General features: G+C 66.4%; 13 protein-coding genes. 9 read left to right on the top strand and 4 right to left on the bottom strand.

Annotation, left to right across the window (positions count from 1 at the left end; translation table 11 throughout):
• Nucleotides 1-220: 220 nt before the first annotated feature.
• Nucleotides 221-1,207, top strand: a complete 987-nt coding sequence (locus ACK4S9_RS05375) for a Gfo/Idh/MocA family protein (RefSeq protein ID WP_409722516.1) — start codon at nucleotides 221-223, stop codon at nucleotides 1,205-1,207.
• Here ACK4S9_RS05375 and ACK4S9_RS05370 read toward each other — a convergent pair.
• Nucleotides 1,189-2,964: an ABC transporter ATP-binding protein gene (locus ACK4S9_RS05370; RefSeq protein WP_409722514.1), complete on the bottom strand. Its 1,776-nt coding sequence runs from the start codon at nucleotides 2,962-2,964 to the stop codon at nucleotides 1,189-1,191. The genes ACK4S9_RS05375 and ACK4S9_RS05370 overlap by 19 nt on opposite strands.
• 156 nt (nucleotides 2,965-3,120) lie before the next feature.
• On the opposite strand from ACK4S9_RS05370, the gene ACK4S9_RS05365 reads away from it, so the two are divergent.
• From ACK4S9_RS05365 to mnhG, 7 genes are read left to right on the top strand one after another with little or no spacing between them, the layout of a single operon-like run.
• The gene (locus tag ACK4S9_RS05365; protein WP_409722511.1) at nucleotides 3,121-3,987 is read left to right on the top strand and encodes a universal stress protein; all 867 of its coding nucleotides are present in this window, start codon (nucleotides 3,121-3,123) and stop codon (nucleotides 3,985-3,987) included.
• Between the two features lie 39 nt (nucleotides 3,988-4,026).
• Nucleotides 4,027-6,936, top strand: a complete 2,910-nt coding sequence (locus ACK4S9_RS05360; protein WP_409722665.1) for a monovalent cation/H+ antiporter subunit A — start codon at nucleotides 4,027-4,029, stop codon at nucleotides 6,934-6,936.
• A complete protein-coding gene (locus tag ACK4S9_RS05355; protein WP_409722508.1) occupies nucleotides 6,936-7,280 on the top strand; it encodes a Na+/H+ antiporter subunit C in 345 nt (114 codons plus the stop codon). The genes ACK4S9_RS05360 and ACK4S9_RS05355 overlap by 1 nt, the downstream gene beginning before the upstream one ends.
• A complete protein-coding gene (locus tag ACK4S9_RS05350) occupies nucleotides 7,277-8,914 on the top strand; it encodes a monovalent cation/H+ antiporter subunit D (RefSeq protein ID WP_409722505.1) in 1,638 nt (545 codons plus the stop codon). The genes ACK4S9_RS05355 and ACK4S9_RS05350 overlap by 4 nt, the downstream gene beginning before the upstream one ends.
• Nucleotides 8,911-9,444, top strand: coding sequence for a Na+/H+ antiporter subunit E (locus tag ACK4S9_RS05345; protein WP_409722502.1), 534 nt, complete (start codon nucleotides 8,911-8,913; stop codon nucleotides 9,442-9,444). Before ACK4S9_RS05350 ends, ACK4S9_RS05345 begins: the two co-directional genes overlap by 4 nt.
• Nucleotides 9,428-9,706: a K+/H+ antiporter subunit F gene (locus ACK4S9_RS05340; RefSeq protein ID WP_409722499.1), complete on the top strand. Its 279-nt coding sequence runs from the start codon at nucleotides 9,428-9,430 to the stop codon at nucleotides 9,704-9,706. Before ACK4S9_RS05345 ends, ACK4S9_RS05340 begins: the two co-directional genes overlap by 17 nt.
• On the top strand, nucleotides 9,703-10,104 hold the full coding sequence (mnhG, locus tag ACK4S9_RS05335) for a monovalent cation/H(+) antiporter subunit G (protein ID WP_409722497.1): 402 nt from the start codon (nucleotides 9,703-9,705) through the stop codon (nucleotides 10,102-10,104). Before ACK4S9_RS05340 ends, mnhG begins: the two co-directional genes overlap by 4 nt.
• Nucleotides 10,105-10,111: 7 nt before the next feature.
• Here mnhG and ACK4S9_RS05330 read toward each other — a convergent pair whose 3' ends face one another.
• Nucleotides 10,112-10,936, bottom strand: a complete 825-nt coding sequence (locus tag ACK4S9_RS05330) for an alpha/beta fold hydrolase (protein ID WP_409722494.1) — start codon at nucleotides 10,934-10,936, stop codon at nucleotides 10,112-10,114.
• 149 nt (nucleotides 10,937-11,085) lie between these two features.
• A complete protein-coding gene (ssb, locus tag ACK4S9_RS05325; RefSeq protein WP_209589756.1) occupies nucleotides 11,086-11,586 on the bottom strand; it encodes a single-stranded DNA-binding protein in 501 nt (166 codons plus the stop codon).
• A 449-nt stretch (nucleotides 11,587-12,035) separates the two neighbouring features.
• Here ssb and uvrA point away from each other — a divergent pair, with 449 nt between their 5' ends.
• Entirely contained in the window at nucleotides 12,036-14,885 is a 2,850-nt protein-coding gene (uvrA, locus tag ACK4S9_RS05320; RefSeq protein WP_409722490.1) for an excinuclease ABC subunit UvrA, read from the top strand.
• A 245-nt stretch (nucleotides 14,886-15,130) separates the two neighbouring features.
• Here uvrA and ACK4S9_RS05315 read toward each other — a convergent pair whose 3' ends face one another.
• Nucleotides 15,131-15,949, bottom strand: coding sequence for a lipid-binding SYLF domain-containing protein (locus ACK4S9_RS05315; protein WP_409722487.1), 819 nt, complete (start codon nucleotides 15,947-15,949; stop codon nucleotides 15,131-15,133).
• Between the last annotated feature and the right edge of the window lie 90 nt (nucleotides 15,950-16,039).

Below are 16,039 nucleotides of genomic sequence, written 5' to 3'. Positions count from 1 at the left end.
GCCTTTATTCGACATATTTATTCCCGTTATTCAGGCAGTGAATTGTAAAATTGAAGAGCTCGCTTATCAGCGAGACGTTTATTTGGGCTCAGCAGTAAACTTTTAGCAGAAACAAGAACCAGCCTTGCCGGACCGTCGCGGCCCTGGCAAAGGCCATTCCCACTCCTGACCTGCGGGAGTATGCTTCGCAAGAACCATTCGACGACAAGGGGGACATCCGATGAACGACACGGTACGTTGGGGCATCCTGGGCACGGGCGGCATTGCGCGCGCGTTCGCGCTGGGGCTGAAACACGCGCCGGGCGCGGTGCTGGCGGCGGTGGGTTCGCGCACGCTCGACAGTGCCCAGGCCTTCGCGCGCGAGCTGGGCGTCAAGAAGGCCTACGGTTCCTACGAGGCGCTGGCCAGGGCCGACGACGTCGACATCATCTACATCGGCACGCCGCACCCGATGCATGCGCCGAATTCCCTGCTGGCTCTGGGGGGCGGCAAGGCCGTGCTGTGCGAAAAACCCTTCGCCATCAACCGGCGCGAGGCCGGCGAAGTGGTGGCGCTCGCGCGTGCCAAGAACCTGTTCCTGATGGAAGCCATGTGGACCCGCTTCCTGCCGGCGCTCGCCGAGGTCAGGCGCATCATGGCATCCGGCGAGATCGGCACGGTCACGCAGGTGCATGCCGATTTCGGCTTCTCGGCCACGCTCGATCCCGAGCACCGCGTCAACAAGCGAGAACTGGGCGGCGGCGCCCTGCTCGACCTCGGCATCTACCCGCTGTCGATCGCTTGCGCCTTGCTGGGCAAGGCGGAAAACGTACAGGCGCAGGCCATCATGAGCGAGACGGGAGTGGACGCCACCACCGCCTTCATCATGAAGCATGGGGGCGGCACGCTGTCGGTGTGCAGCTGTTCGATCCGCGCGCGTTCGGCCTCGGAACTGATCGTTTCCGGCACCGGGGGCAGCATCCGCATGCACCGCATGTTCCACCTGGCCGAGCGCATCACCGTGGACCTGCAGGACGGTTCCTCGCGCACCATCCCGACGCCTTACCTGGGCAACGGCTACACGCACGAAGCGATCGAAGCCGGGCGCTGCCTGCGCGAGGGCCTGATCGAGCATCCCCTCATGACGCACGAGGACACCTTGTCCAACATGGCCCTGCTGGACCGGATTCGCGGGCAGATCGGCCTGCGCTACCCCGCCGACGCCTGAGCCGCGCCGGCGGGCACGGGCCGCTCGCCGATCTGCTGGCGCCACATCGCGTAGTACAAGCCCTTCTGCGCCACCAGCGCGTCGTGCGAACCGGTTTCCACGATGCGGCCCTTTTCCAGCACGTGGATGGTGTCCGCGTGCATGACGGTCGAGAGCCGGTGCGCGATCAGGATCGTGATCTGGCTGGCGCGCGCCGAGATGTCGCGCACCGTGTTGGTGATCTGCTCTTCGGTCAGCGAATCGAGCGCCGATGTCGCCTCATCAAAAATCAGCAGGCGCGGCTCGCGCACCAGCGCGCGGGCGATCGACAGGCGCTGCTTCTCGCCGCCGGACAGCTTCATGCCGCGCTCGCCGATGACGGTGTCCAGCCCCTGCGGCGACTTCTCGACCAGGCTGGCGCACGAGGCTTGCGCCAGCGCGGCCATGATCTGTCCGTCCGTCGCATCCGGCTTCACGAACAGCAGGTTGTCGCGGATGGTGCCCGCGAACAGGTGGGTCTCCTGGGTGACGAAGCCGACCTGGCGGCGCGCTTCGTTGTAGCGCAGGTCCGCGGTCGAGATCTCGTTGTAGTACACCTTGCCGCGCGCCGGCGTGTACAGGCCGACCAGCAGTTTCACCAGGGTCGACTTGCCCGAACCGGACGGCCCTACGAAGGCCACGGTCTGCCCCAGCGCGGCGCTGAAGGAGATGTCCACCAGTGAATCCTCCTGCGCACCCTTGTGCCGAAAACCCACCTCGGCGAAGCGAATCTGCTCGAGCGGCCCGATCTCGACGAAGTCCTGCGGGCGGCGCTCGATCGGCTTGTCCATCAGCGCGCGGAAGTTGAGCAGCGAGGCTTCGACCTCGCGGTGCGCCAGGATGATGTTGCCCAATTCCTGCAGCGGCGCGAAGATGGCCACCGAGATGAATTGCATGGCGATCAGCTCGCCCGTCGAGAGAACCTTGCGGAAGATCAGCCACAGCAGCGCGAACAGGATCGCCAGTCTCAACAGGCTCAGTGTGCTCCCCTGCAGGAAGGAGAGCAGCCGGATGCGCTTCACCTTTTCCATCTCGAGCGCGAAGATGCTGTCGGTCTGGGCACGCAGGCGCCGGATCTCGCTGAAGGTCAGGCCCAGGCTCTTGATCAGTTCGATGTTGCGCAGCGACTCGGTAATGAAACCGGAGTTGCGGTTGGTCTCGCGCACGATCGAGCGCTGCTGGGTCTTGATCTCGCGGCTCAGCAAGCCGGTAAGGCCGCCCAGCACCAGCACCCCGACCACGAACACCGGCACCAGCAGCCAGTGCTTGGCCACCGCGTACCAGACCAGGAAGGACACTCCCACCATCGATGCGAACACGGTGTTGATGAAGGTGTTGATGAAGCGCTCGCTGTCGGCGCGCACCTTCTGCAGCAGCGACAGGGTCTCGCCGCTGCGCAGGTCTTCGAATTCCTGGTACTTCAGGCGCAGCACCTGGCGCAGGCCGTCGTTGAAGATCGCCACGCCGAGCTTTTGCACCACCAGCCGCGTCACGTATTCCTGCAGCGCCTTGGCCAGGCGCGCCAGCAGGGCCACCAGCACGGCCAGCCCCAGCAGGCGCAGCACGCCCGCCACCAGTTCGTCGTCGCTCCTGTCCCCCGGATGCAGCGCGTAGTCGTCGATGATCATCCCGAAGATGATGGGGTCGACCAGGTTCAGCACCTGGGCCAGGCCGGCCAGCAGCAGCGCCAGCGCGGCAAGGCGCCAATGCGGGCGCAGGTAATTCCAGAGGATGTGCATACTTCGCATGCTAGCAATCCCGCCGCCTGCGGCGCGCACGAGCGCTGTGTTCGGCAGAAAATTTGGCGTATTGACCTGAAGTAATGCGTTGCCGTATCCCATGCAAAACAGTAAAGTGGAGCCATTTGCCGCTTTTTTCCCGGCATGGAGGTTTACGTGAACGACAGTATCCCGCCATCGCGGCTGCTGCTCGCCACGGACTTGTGCGCGCATTGCGACCGCCCACTGGACCGTGCCAAGCAGCTGGCGCTCGAATGGCAATCCGAACTGGTCATCCTGACCGTGCGCGAAGGTCCGCGCACGCCCGACGAGGTGAGCGCCTGGCTCGACCGCGGCGACACCGTGTCCGCGCTCGAACTGGCCGCGCGCCGCGAGCTGCAGGAAGAATTCGCCGGCAGCGGTGTCGCGCCGACCCTGCAGGTGAGGGACGGCGAGGTCGTCGATGCCATTCTGGATACTGCCCTCACCCTGGGCGACGGGGTCGTCGTCACCGGCGCCTCGCGCGACGAAAGCTTCCAGCAGCTGATTTTCGGCTCCACCGCCGAACGCCTGGCGCAGGGCTTGGCCCAGCCGCTGCTGGTGGTGCGCCAGCGCACCCGCGGCAGTTACGCGCGCATCCTGGTTGCAAACGATTTCTCGGACGCCTCGCGCCGTGCACTGGAGACCGCCGTGCGGCTGTTCCCGGGACGCCGCATCGTCCTGTTCCACGTGCTCGAAGCGCTGGCCGAGCCGGTCGCCGACGCGGTGCCCGAGATGCTGGCGGCCAGCGAGCGCTTCCTCGACGGCTGCTCGCTGCCGCCGGGCGCACGCGAACACATCGCGCCCTTTATCGGCCATGGCGGCGTCACCGACACCATTACCCGCTATTCCCGCGAACAGGCCCTCCAACTGGTGGTGCTGGGCGTGCGTGAACGCTCGGGCGTGGCGCGCGTGTTCATGGGTAGCCGCAGCGACGACCTGCTGCAGCACCTGGCCTGCGACACTTTGCTGGTGCGTGCACCAGAAGGCGGTGTCGATGGCTGAACGACCCCGTAGCGGCCCCTTGGCCATGGAAGGGCTGACCTGATGCTCCTGCTCCTGCTTTCCCTTCCCTTCGCGGCCGCCCTGGTGGCGGCCTGCATGCCCACCGGATCGCGCCACCGCCCGGCGGCGGTGGCGGCGATCGCCACCGGCGGCGCGCTGCTGCTGGCCATCCTCGAGTTCGGCCGGATCGCCGAGGGCGAGGTCCTGCGCAGGCAGATCGACTGGCTACCCGACTTCGGACTGACGCTGGTGCTGCGCATGGACGGCCTGGCCTGGGTCTTCTCCATCATGGTGCTCGGCATCGGCCTGCTGGTGCTGCTCTATGCGCACTACTACATGTCACGGCGCGACCCGGTGCCGCGTTTCTACGCCTACATCATGGCCTTCATGGGGGCCATGCTGGGCGTGGTCCTGTCGGGCAACCTGATCCAGCTGGTGGTGTTCTGGGAGCTCACCAGCGTCACGTCGTTCCTGCTGATCGGCTACTGGCAGGAACGCAACGACGCCCGCCGCGGCGCGCGCATGGCCTTCACCGTCACCACCATCGGCGGCCTGTGCCTGCTGGCCGGGGTGCTGCTGCTCGGGCACATTGCCGGCAGCTACGACCTGGAGACCGTGCTGGGGGCCGGCAATGCGATCCGCGCCCACGACTGGTACGTGCCGGCCCTGGTGCTGGTGGCGCTCGGCGCGCTCACCAAGAGCGCCCAGTTCCCCTTCCACTTCTGGCTGCCGCACGCGATGGCGGCGCCCACCCCGGTGTCGGCCTTCCTGCACTCGGCCACGATGGTCAAGGCCGGGGTGTTCCTCCTGATCCGCCTGTGGCCGGCCCTGGCCGGCACCGAGGAATGGACCTGGATCCTCGGCAGCGCCGGCGTGTTCACCCTGCTGATCGGCTCCTTCTTCGCGATCTTCCAGCACGACATGAAGGGCCTGCTGGCCTACTCGACCATCAGCCACCTGGGCCTGATCACGGTCCTGATGAGCATCGGCACGCCGCTGTCGGTCGTGGCCGCGATCTTCCACACCATGAACCATGCAGTGTTCAAGGCCTCGCTGTTCATGGCGGTCGGCATCGTCGACCACGAAACCGGCACCCGCGACATGCGCGTGCTGCGCGGCTTGAAGCGCGCCATGCCGCACACGGCGGCGCTGGCGATCGTGGCCAGCGCGGCGATGGCCGGGGTGCCGCTGATGAACGGCTTCCTGTCGAAGGAGATGTTCTTCGCCGAGACCATGATCGTGGGCGGCACCGAGGACTGGTGGATGTCGGTGGCCGCGGTGCTGATGGGCGTGTTCAGCGTGATCTATTCGCTGCGCTTCATCAGCGTGTTCTTCGGCCAGCTGGCGCGCGACCTGCCGGAAGAGCCGCACGAGCCGCCGCGCTGGATGCGGCTGCCGATCGAACTGCTGGTGCTGCTGTGCATCGCGGTCGGCGTGATGCCGGAACGGGTGGTGGGCGACGTGCTGGCGGTGGCCGCCGGCTCGGTGCTGGGCCCGACCCTGCCCGAGTACAGCCTGGCGATCTGGCACGGCGTCAACCTGCCGCTCCTGATGAGCGTGATGGCCCTGGTGGGCGGCGCGCTGTGCTACATGCTGCTGCGTAACCGCTTCGGCCTACACGGGCGCGACCGGGTCCCGGTGCTGCACCGCGTGAAGGGCGCCCAGCTGTACGAGAACGTCATGCTCGGCCTGGCCCAGGGCGCCTCCTGGGTGATCCGCATCGCCGGCACCCGGCGCCTGCAGCCGCAGCTGCTGGTGATGGTGGCGGCGATGGTGGCGGTGCCGCTGATGCTGGCGCGCCCGGTGCAGGACCTGGCCGCGCCTGAGCTCGACCAGCTCGATCCGCTGTTCGCGCTGCTCTGGCTGATCGGCGCCGGCTGCGCCGTGGCCGCGGCCTGGAAAGCCAAGTACCACCGCCTGGCGGCGCTGGCGCTGGTCGGCGCCACCGGACTGGCGACCTCGGTCACCTTCCTGTGGCTGTCCGCGCCCGACCTGGCGCTGACCCAGCTGATGGTCGAGACCGTGACCACGGTGCTGATCCTGCTCGGCCTGCGCTGGCTGCCGCCGCGCTTCCGCCCGGCGCACCTGGCCGAACGCATTCCGCTCAGCGCGTGGCTGCGGCGCTCGCGCGACGCCCTGGTGGCCGTCGCGGGCGGCATCGGCCTGGCGGCCGCCAGCTATGCCGTGCTGACCCGTCCCGGCGACGCCACCCTGCGCGAATTCTTCATCCTGCGCGCCCTGCCCGAGGGCGGCGGCTCCAACGTGGTCAACGTGCTGCTGGTGGACTTCCGCGGCTTCGATACCATGGGCGAGATCACCGTGCTGTCGGCGGTGGCGCTCACCGTGTACGCGCTGCTGCGGCGCTTCCGCCCGGCGCCGGAAAGCATCGCCATTCCGGTGCAGCAGGCCAGCGACGTCGATCCGGCCGTGCAGCAGAAACCGGCCGAGCAGGCCGCCACGGGCGGCTACCTGATGATCCCGGCGGTGTACCTGCGCTTCCTGCTGCCGGTGATGGGCGTGATCGCGGTGTACTTCTTCATGCGCGGCCACAACCTGCCGGGCGGCGGCTTCGTCGCCGGCCTGATCTTCGCCACCTCCCTGATCGTGCAGTACATGGTGGCCGGCACCGACTGGGTCGAGTCGCACCTGCGCCTGCGCCCGCACCGCTGGATCGGCTGGGGCCTGGTGACCGCCTGCGCCACCGGCATCGGCGCCTGGCTGTTCGGTTATCCCTTCCTGACCAGCCATACCGCCCACGTCACCCTGCCGCTGCTCGGCGAACTGCACCTGCCATCGGCCTTCGTGTTCGACCTCGGCGTGTTCCTGGTGGTGGTCGGCACCACCATGCTGATCCTGGTGGCGCTGGCGCACCAGTCGCTGCGCAGCCGCCGCGCGCCGCCCGGCGCCGCGCGCAGCGGTGCCATTCCACCTGCCAAGGAGATCCAGTAATGGAAGCCGTGCTCTCGCTCGCCATCGGCATCGTATTCGGCGCCGGCATCTGGCTGGTGCTGCGTCCCCGCAGCTTCCAGGTGCTGATCGGCCTGATGCTCATGTCCTATGCCGTCAATTTGTTCATCTTCGCCATGGGCCGGCTGGCCGTCGACCGCCCGCCCCTCACCCTGGCCGGCACTGCGCCCGATCCCGCGGCCCTGGCCGATCCGGTGCCGCAGGCGCTGGTCTTGACCGCCATCGTGATCGGCTTCGCCACCACCGCGCTCTACCTGGTGGTCATGATCGGCGCGCGCGGCCTGACCGGCACCGACCACGTCGACGGCGAGGAGCCGGAAGCATGATGCAGTTGCTCGAACTCGACTGGACCCGCCACCTGGTGATCCTCCCGGTGCTGCTGCCGCTGCTGTGCGGGGCGCTGCTGGCCCCGCTCACCCAGGGGCGGCACCGCCTCAAATTCGCGGTCGCCTACATCAGCGTGCTGGCGCTGCTGGCCAATGCGCTGGCGCTGGTCTGGCTGGTCGACGGCGGCTGGCAGGGCGGCATTGGCGTCTACCTGTCGGCCAACTGGTCCGCGCCCTTCGGCATCGCGCTGGTCGCCGACCGGCTGTCGGCAATGATGCTGGTGCTGACCGCGCTGCTGGGGCTGGCCGCCCTGCACTATGCCCAGCCGCGCTGGAGCCGGATCGGCGTGCACTTCCACTCCCTGTTCCAGTTCCTGCTGATGGGGATCAACGGCGCCTTCCTGACCAACGACCTGTTCAACCTGTTCGTGTTCTTCGAGGTCATGCTGGCGTCCTCCTACGGTCTGGTCCTGCACGGCTACAACGTGGCGCGGCTGCGCGCCAGCATGCAGTACATCGCCATCAACCTGGTGGCCTCGCTGCTGTTCCTGGTCGGCGTGGCGATGATCTACGCGGTCACCGGCACCCTCAACATAGCCGACCTGGCCGGCCGCGTGCCGGGCCTGGCGAGCACGGACGCCGGCCTGCTCAAGGCCGGAGTGGCGGTGCTGGCGCTGGCCTTCCTCGCCAAGGGCGCCATGTGGCCGCTCGGCTTCTGGCTGCCGACCACCTATGCGGCGGCCTCGCCGCCGGTGGCGGTGATGCTGGCCCTGATGACCAAGGTGGGCGCCTATGTGGTGCTGCGTATCTGGCTGATGGTGTTTTCGGACGGCGCCGGCGAACTGTCGCGCTACGGCTATGACGCCCTGCTCTGGGGCGGCATGGCGACCATCGTGTTCGGCGCCGCCGGCATGCTGGCCACCGACACCGCCGGGCGCATGGCCGGCTACGCGGCGATCGTCTCCTCGGGCACGCTGCTGGCGGTGATCGGCTACGGCCAGCCGCTCCTGGTGACGGCCGGCCTGTACTACTACCTCGCCTCGACCCTGGCGATCGCCGCCTTCGTGCTGCTGATCGAACTGTTCGACCGCATCCGCACGCCCGGCGCCGCGATGCTGGCGCTGACCATGGAGGCCTTCGCGGTCGAGGATGCGCCGGCCGAACCGAAGGGCCGCGGGGTGCCGGCCGCGATGGCCTTCCTGTCGCTGGCCTTCCTGGCCAGCGCCCTGATCATCGCGGGCCTGCCGCCGCTATCCGGCTTCGTCGCCAAGTTCGGCATGTTCCACGCCCTGATCAACCCGGGCCCGGGCATGCCGCCGATCGGCGCCGCCGGCTGGACCCTGATGGCCCTGGTGATCGGCTCCGGGCTGCTCGCCATCGTGTCGCTGATGCGCTTCGGGGTGCGCACCTTCTGGGCTTCCGAAGCCCTCGCTCCGCCCGCCCTGCACGCCTCGGAGGCGCTGCCGGTGGCGGGCCTGCTGCTGGCGTCGGTGCTGATGACGGTCCAGGCGCAGCCGCTGTTCGCCTACCTGGCGCGCGCCAGCGCCGACATCCACCGCCCCTCCCTGTACATCGACGCGGTGCGCAGCGCGCCTTCCGTGCCCGGCCCGACCTCGGCCAAGGAGGCGCCATGATGCGCTGGCTTCCCTACCCGGTGGTATCGCTGGGACTGTGCGTCCTGTGGCTGCTGCTGAACCAGACGGTCGACCCGGCCAACCTGCTGTTCGGCGCGCTGCTGGGCATTGCGGTGCCGCTGCTGACCCGACGCCTGCAGCCTTTCGGCTACCCGCGCATGCGCGCGCCGCTCACCTTCGTGCGCCTGATGGGGATGGCGGGCGTGGAAATTGTGCGCTCCTGCTTCAACGTGTGCCGCATCATCCTGTTCCGCGACTACCAGACCGTGAAGGCGCAGTTCATGCGGATACCGCTGGACTTGCGCGACCCCTACGGCCTGGCGATGCTGTCCTGCCTCATCAACATGACACCGGGGACCGTGTGGGTGGAGATTTTGCCCGAGGGCTATGAACTGTCGCTGCACGTATTCGACCTGCACGACGAGCAATGGTGGATCGACACCATCAAGACCCGCTATGAACAGCCGCTGATCGAGATCTTCGAAGGCGGCGCAACCGAACCGGAGAACAAGGATGGAAACCCTGCTTGAACTGGCGGTCGGCTATGCCCTGGTGTGCACGCTGGTGGCGATGGCCTGCTGCGCATTGCGCCTGCTGATCGGCCCTTCGGCGCACGACCGCGTGCTGGCCCTCGACACGCTGTGGATGGCCGGCATGCTGCTGGCCCTGGTGCTGGGCATCCGCTTCGGCACCCAGGTCTACTTCGAGGTGGCGATCCTGATCGCGCTGCTCGGCTTCGTGTCGACGGTGGCGATGGCGAAATTCCTGATGCGCGGGGAGATCATCGAATGAGCGGGCTCGAATACCTGCCGGGCTGGGCGGCGGTGCCGGTGGCCCTGCTGCTGGTGCTGGGCGCAAGCATCGTCCTGATCGGCGCCCTCGGCCTGCTGCGCCTGCCCACCTTCTACCAGCGCATCCACGGCCCGGCCATCACCATCACCCTGGGCGCCGGCTGCCTGCTGATGGCCTCGATGCTGTACTTCACGGTGGCGAAGTCGCGCCTGGTGATCCACGAGATCATCATCGCGGTCTTCCTCTTGATGACGGCGCCGGTGGTGTCGATGATGATCATGCGCGCCGCCGTGTACCGCGACCTGCGGGCGCGCAAGCACGATGCCGGGGCGACGGCCGGCGAGGTGTACGTCATCCCGGACGAACCCGACGAGGGCGTGCCGGGCCAGAGAGACTGAGCGCCGCTCAGCGCTTCAGGAAATCCAGCATCAGCGCATTCAGCTGCGCCGCATGGGTGGCCGCGAAACCATGCGGCGCACCCTTGACCACCTCGAGGCGGCTGCCGTCGATCATGTCGTGCGAGCGCTGGCCCGACACCTCAAGCGGCACGATGCGGTCGTCGTCGCCATGGACGACCAGGGTCGGGATGTCGAATTTCGCCAGGTCGGCGCGGAAATCGGTGCCCCCGAACGCATTGATGCATTCCCGGGTCGCCAGCGGCGACGCTTCCCAGGCGATCCATTTGCTGAAGGCGACCAGTTCCTGGCCGTCATTGCCGTCCTTGTCCAGGTTATAGAAGTCGTAGAAGAAGTCGCCCAGGAAGGCAATGCGGTCATTCTTCACCGCTTCAAACATGCCGTCGAAGACCGACTGGTCGACGCCTTCGGGATTGTCCCCGGTCTTGAGCAGGAAGGGCGGCACGGCGCCCAGCAACATGGCTTTCGACACCCGTTCGCTGCCGTAGCGGCCGATGTAGCGCGCCACCTCGCCGCCGCCCATCGAGAAACCGGCCAACGCCGCGTCGCGCAGGTCGAGCTGGGTCATCAGCGCATCGAGGTCGGCCGCGAAACTATCGTAATCGTAGCCGCCGCCCGGCCGGCCCGACTGGCCGAAGCCGCGGCGGTCATAGGCGATCACGCGGTAACCGCTTTCCGCCAGCGCCGTGATCTGCGACTCCCACATGCGGTGGCTGAGCGGCCAGCCATGGATCAGGACGACGGGCTGGCCCTGTCCCTGTTCGTAGTAATACAGCTCGGTCGGATTGGCGCCGGAAGTCTGGATGCGTGGCATGGCTTTCCTTTCGAAAGGGAGTACGTCGGTGGGAACTGCGCGACCGACAAGTGTATGCGCTCGCCTTCGATCAGCACGCACGCTTCGGCCAAGAAAAAACCCCGCAGCGCGGGGCATGCGGGGTCTGTGGACAGCGCCGGCTGACGCGGTCAGAACGGAATGTCGTCGTCCATGTCCGAGAAGTTCGGCGCCGGACGCTGCGGCTGCGGACGGGCGGCCGGTGCCGGCGGGGCCTGGCGCGGGGCCGGACGCTGCTGCGGCTCGTAGCCGCCGTCATCCATGCCGCCACCCATGCTGTCGCCACCGCCCATGCCCTGGCGGCCGCCCAGCATCTGCATGTTCTCGGCGATGATGTCGGTCGCGTAGCGCTCGATGCCGTCCTTGTCGGTGTACTTGCGGGTCTGCAGGCGGCCTTCGACGTAGACCGAGGAGCCCTTCTTGAGGTACTGGCCCACGATCTCGGCCAGGCGGCCGAAGAACGAGATGCGGTGCCACTCGGTCAGCTCTTTCTGTTCGCCGGTCTGGCGGTCCTTCGACTTGTACGAGGTGGCGACAGCGATGTTCGCGATGGCGTCGCCGCTCGGCATGTAGCGGATTTCCGGGTCGCGGCCCAGGTTGCCGACGATGATGACCTTGTTAACTGATGCCATGTTGTTACTCCAATGAGTTTTGTAGAGCCCTGACTCTGCGTGATTTCCAAGCATCAGGGAACGTAGTGCTGCAGCCAACTATTATGGGGCCGAAAGGCAGAGAAAAAAAGGACATTTTTAGTGTTCCGCCACGCGTCCAATTGCGCCAGTTCGCCCTGGATTTACCGGGATTGACCCGCACCTGCATAAAAATTTTCGGTATCTGAACGCTTTGTCATTGAACAGCCGGCCAAACGGCCCACATACGACGCACTCGGCTTTTCAACGCGTGTCCTTCGATTTCAGATTGATATGGAAACGTATCCCAGCGGCACAAAACTGCTGGATGCATGTACAGCCTTTCGAAAAACCAGCTACACTACTAGGTTCTCCCTGATTGGCCCGCTCACCGCGACAGTCCATCGTGCGCCGGCCCTGCAAACTTTATTGAAAGCCTGCAAAAAAAACCAATGGAAGAAATTCGCATCCGCGGCGCACGCACGCACAACCTGAAGAACATCAACCTCGACCTTCCGCGCAACAAGCTGATCGTCATCACGGGCCTCTCGGGTTCGGGCAAGTCGTCGCTCGCCTTCGACACCCTGTATGCGGAAGGCCAGCGCCGCTACGTCGAATCGCTGTCGGCCTATGCGCGCCAGTTCCTGCAGCTGATGGAAAAGCCGGACGTCGACCTGATCGAGGGCCTGTCGCCGGCGATCTCGATCGAGCAGAAGGCCACTTCCCACAACCCGCGCTCGACCGTCGGCACCGTCACCGAGATCCACGACTACCTGCGCCTGCTGTACGCGCGCGTCGGCACCCCCTACTGCCCGCAGCACCCGCACGAGCCGCTGGCGGCCCAGACCGTGTCGCAGATGGTCGATGCGGTGCTGGCCATGCCGGAAGGCACCAAGCTGATGATCCTGGCCCCCGTCGTGGCCGGCCGCAAGGGCGAGCACGGCGACCTGTTCCAGGCCATGCAGGCCCAGGGCTTCGTGCGCTTCCGCGTCGCCAGCGGCGTCAACGCGGCCAAGATCTATGAGATCGACGAACTGCCCAAGCTCAAGAAGACCGAGAAGCACAGCATCGACGTCGTGATCGATCGCGTCAAGGTCAATCCGGAGATCAAGCAGCGCCTGGCCGAGAGTTTCGAGACCGCGCTGCGCCTGGCCGACGGGCGCGCCGTGGCCTATGAGATGGATACCGAAAAGGAAACCGTCTTCTCGAACAAGTTCGCCTGTAACGTCTGCGGCTATTCGCTGCAGGAGCTCGAGCCGCGCCTGTTCTCCTTCAATAACCCAATGGGCGCCTGCCAGGAGTGCGACGGCCTCGGCCACATCGAGTTCTTCGACCCGAAGCGCATCGTCGCCTTCCCGCACCTGTCGCTGGCCTCCGGCGCCGTGAAGGGCTGGGACCGCCGCAACCAGTTCTACTTCCAGATGCTGCAGAGCCTGGCGGCCCACTACGACTTCGACCTCGACAAGCCGTTTGAATCGCTGCCGAAAGCGGCCCAGGAAGCCGTGCTGCATGGCTCGGGCAAGGCCACGATCCCGTTCAGCTACGTCAACGAGCGTGGCCGCACCGTGATCCGCGAACACACCTTCGAAGGCGTGGTCAACAACCTGCAGCGGCGCTACCGCGAGACCGATTCGATGGCGGTCAAGGAAGAGCTGGCCAAGTTCATCAACGAGAAGAAGTGCCCGGCCTGCGAGGGCGCGCGCCTGCGCACCGAAGCACGTTACGTGAAGATCGGACAAGGAGCGCAGCAGCGCGCCATCTACGAGGTGTCCGACAAGCCGCTGCGCGACACCCTCGCCTTCTTCGAGACGCTCGAGCTGAGCGGCGCGAAAAAAGATATTGCCGAGCGCGTCATCAAGGAAATCACGGCGCGCCTGAAGTTCCTGAACAACGTCGGCCTGGACTACCTGTCGCTCGACCGCAGCGCCGATACCCTGTCCGGCGGCGAAGCCCAGCGCATCCGTCTGGCTTCGCAGATCGGCTCGGGCCTGACCGGCGTGATGTACGTGCTGGACGAGCCCTCGATCGGCCTGCACCAGCGCGACAACGACCGCCTGATCGCGACGCTCAAGCATTTGCGCGACATCGGCAACAGCGTGCTGGTGGTGGAGCACGACGAGGACGCGATCCGTACCGCCGACTACATCGTCGACATGGGTCCGGGCGCGGGCGTGCATGGCGGCGCGGTGATCGCGGCCGGCTCGCTGCCGGAGATCATGAAGAGCGAGCATTCGCTGACCGCCCAGTACCTGGACGGCCGCCGCAAGATCGAGGTGCCCAAGAAGCGCACCAAGTCCGATCCGGCGCGCCAACTGGTGATCACCGGCGCCACCGGCAACAACCTGAAGAACGTGTCGCTGAACCTGCCGGTCGGCCTCTTGACCTGCGTGACGGGCGTCTCGGGTTCCGGTAAATCGACCCTGATCAACGACACCCTGTACCCGGCCCTGTCGCGCCACCTGTACGGTTCGCAAACCGAGCCGGCGCCGCACGATGCGATTCACGGCCTGGAGCACTTCGACAAGGTGATCTCGGTGGACCAGGCGCCGATCGGCCGCACTCCGCGTTCGAACCCGGCGACCTACACCGGCGTGTTCACGCCGATCCGCGACCTGTTCGCCACCGTGCCGACCGCGAAGGAACGCGGCTACTCGGCGGGCCGCTTCTCCTTCAACGTCAAGGGCGGCCGCTGCGAAGCCTGCCAGGGCGACGGCGTGATCAAGGTCGAGATGCACTTCCTGCCGGACGTGTACGTGCCTTGCGACGTCTGCCACGGCAAGCGCTACAACCGCGAGACGCTCGAGGTGCAGTACAAGGGCAAGAACATCACCGAAGTGCTGGAGATGACGGTCGAGGATGCGCACGCGTTCTTCAAGCCGGTGCCGGTGATCGCGCGCAAGCTCCAGACCCTGCTGGACGTGGGCCTCGGCTACATCAAGCTGGGCCAGAGCGCGACCACGCTGTCGGGCGGCGAGGCGCAGCGTGTGAAGCTGTCGCTGGAACTGTCCAAGCGCGATACCGGGCGTACCCTGTATATCCTCGACGAACCGACCACCGGCCTGCACTTTGCCGACATCGACCTGCTGCTGAAGGTGATCCACCGCCTGCGCGACCAGGGCAACACCCTGGCGATCATCGAGCACAACCTGGACGTGATCAAGACCGCGGACTGGATCGTCGACCTGGGACCGGAAGGCGGCGCCGGCGGCGGCACCATCGTCGCCAGCGGCACGCCGGAGGACGTGGCGAAGAACAAGGCGAGCGTGACCGGGAAGTATTTGAAACCGTTGTTGAAGGCTTGAGTCGACGTTGATATCGTTCGCAGCCGACAGCCGTAAAACCGTCGTACGCGCCACTGGCGCCTACGACTTCCGGCGAAGGCTGGAACCTAAGTTTGCATGCTAACCAGTAGCTTTCACCGCAGCTGGTACGCAAAGGAATTGGATTCCGGCCTTCGCCGGAATAACGGTTTATAAGCTGGCAGTACGAATAAAACAGGGGCAGCGCCGCAAGGCACTGCCCCTGTTGCTTTATCGGCGTCCGCGGTCTACCGGCTGCGCTCCCGTTCCGACTCGCTCTTGGTGTCCTTTCCCGACGAGGTCGCCCCCTTCGTCCCGCTGCCGCCCATGGTGGCCGCGCCGCTGCCGCTCGATGCATTCGCCAAAGCCTGGCGCAGCATGTCGGCATGCGGATTCTTCACCTTCCCGCTCAGGACGTCGCGCGCCGCCACCTCGCGCCGGTAATAGGCCGAGGTCTCGTCCTCGTCGTAGTCGATGTCCGTGATGTTCAGGGCCGCGCCGCCGAACAGGCCTTCGGTATCGGCCCAGGCCGTGATGTTGCCCCAGCCGGCCGAGCCTTCGCCCTTCTTCGACCAGTCGACCAGCGTCAGGCCGGCGTCGGCTCCCAGCGAGAACTTGTTGTTCTGCATGAAGCTGTTGAGGGCCTTCTGGTCGTTGAGCACGAAGGCGATGGCACCGGCTTCGGCCCCCGCCTGCAGGCCGGCGGTGATGCCGCCCATGTTGTAGAAGGCCGGGTTGCTCCAGGTATTCCCGTTGCGCACCAGGAGCACGCCTGCGCCGCCGCGGGCGCCGACGCCCAGCGCCGCTTCGCCATACTTCGGCACGACGAACACGCCCTTCGCGCGCTGCAGCAGGGAGCGCATCTCCGGCGTGGCCTGCATCTGGTGGACGACCCGGATGGCGCTGTTGACGTGCTCGTTCGCATCCTTGAGCTCTTCCTTGTGGCGCGCCGTGCCTGGGGTAGCAGCCTCCTTGGCCGGCCCGACCTGGGCAAGGGCAGCCCCGGCCGTTCCTGCCAACAGCGCGGCAAGAGAGCTCGCAACGAGTCGCTTCATGGTCTTGTTCATGATCTCTTCTCCCTACGATGGCGTTGAACGAGCGGATAGCCTAAACCCCGCACCGATCGGGTAGCGCCACTTTGAGTGCGCGAAAAGGAT

It is taken from the genome of Massilia sp. (assembly GCF_046293535.1).
Lineage (GTDB): Bacteria > Pseudomonadota > Gammaproteobacteria > Burkholderiales > Burkholderiaceae_D > Telluria.
Note: the sequence above shows the minus strand (reverse complement) of the source record. Positions and strands in the feature narration are given on the sequence as shown.

Coding starts and splice junctions, on each gene's coding strand:
- ACK4S9_RS05345 (WP_409722502.1), top strand. CDS start 8,911: ATGATGCGCTGGCTTCCCTACCCGGTGGTATCGCTGGGACTGTGCGTC.
- ACK4S9_RS05375 (WP_409722516.1), top strand. CDS start 221: ATGAACGACACGGTACGTTGGGGCATCCTGGGCACGGGCGGCATTGCG.
- ACK4S9_RS05370 (WP_409722514.1), bottom strand. CDS start 2,964: ATGCACATCCTCTGGAATTACCTGCGCCCGCATTGGCGCCTTGCCGCG.
- ssb (WP_209589756.1), bottom strand. CDS start 11,586: ATGGCATCAGTTAACAAGGTCATCATCGTCGGCAACCTGGGCCGCGAC.
- ACK4S9_RS05315 (WP_409722487.1), bottom strand. CDS start 15,949: ATGAACAAGACCATGAAGCGACTCGTTGCGAGCTCTCTTGCCGCGCTG.
- mnhG (WP_409722497.1), top strand. CDS start 9,703: ATGAGCGGGCTCGAATACCTGCCGGGCTGGGCGGCGGTGCCGGTGGCC.
- ACK4S9_RS05350 (WP_409722505.1), top strand. CDS start 7,277: ATGATGCAGTTGCTCGAACTCGACTGGACCCGCCACCTGGTGATCCTC.
- ACK4S9_RS05340 (WP_409722499.1), top strand. CDS start 9,428: ATGGAAACCCTGCTTGAACTGGCGGTCGGCTATGCCCTGGTGTGCACG.
- ACK4S9_RS05355 (WP_409722508.1), top strand. CDS start 6,936: ATGGAAGCCGTGCTCTCGCTCGCCATCGGCATCGTATTCGGCGCCGGC.
- uvrA (WP_409722490.1), top strand. CDS start 12,036: ATGGAAGAAATTCGCATCCGCGGCGCACGCACGCACAACCTGAAGAAC.
- ACK4S9_RS05330 (WP_409722494.1), bottom strand. CDS start 10,936: ATGCCACGCATCCAGACTTCCGGCGCCAATCCGACCGAGCTGTATTAC.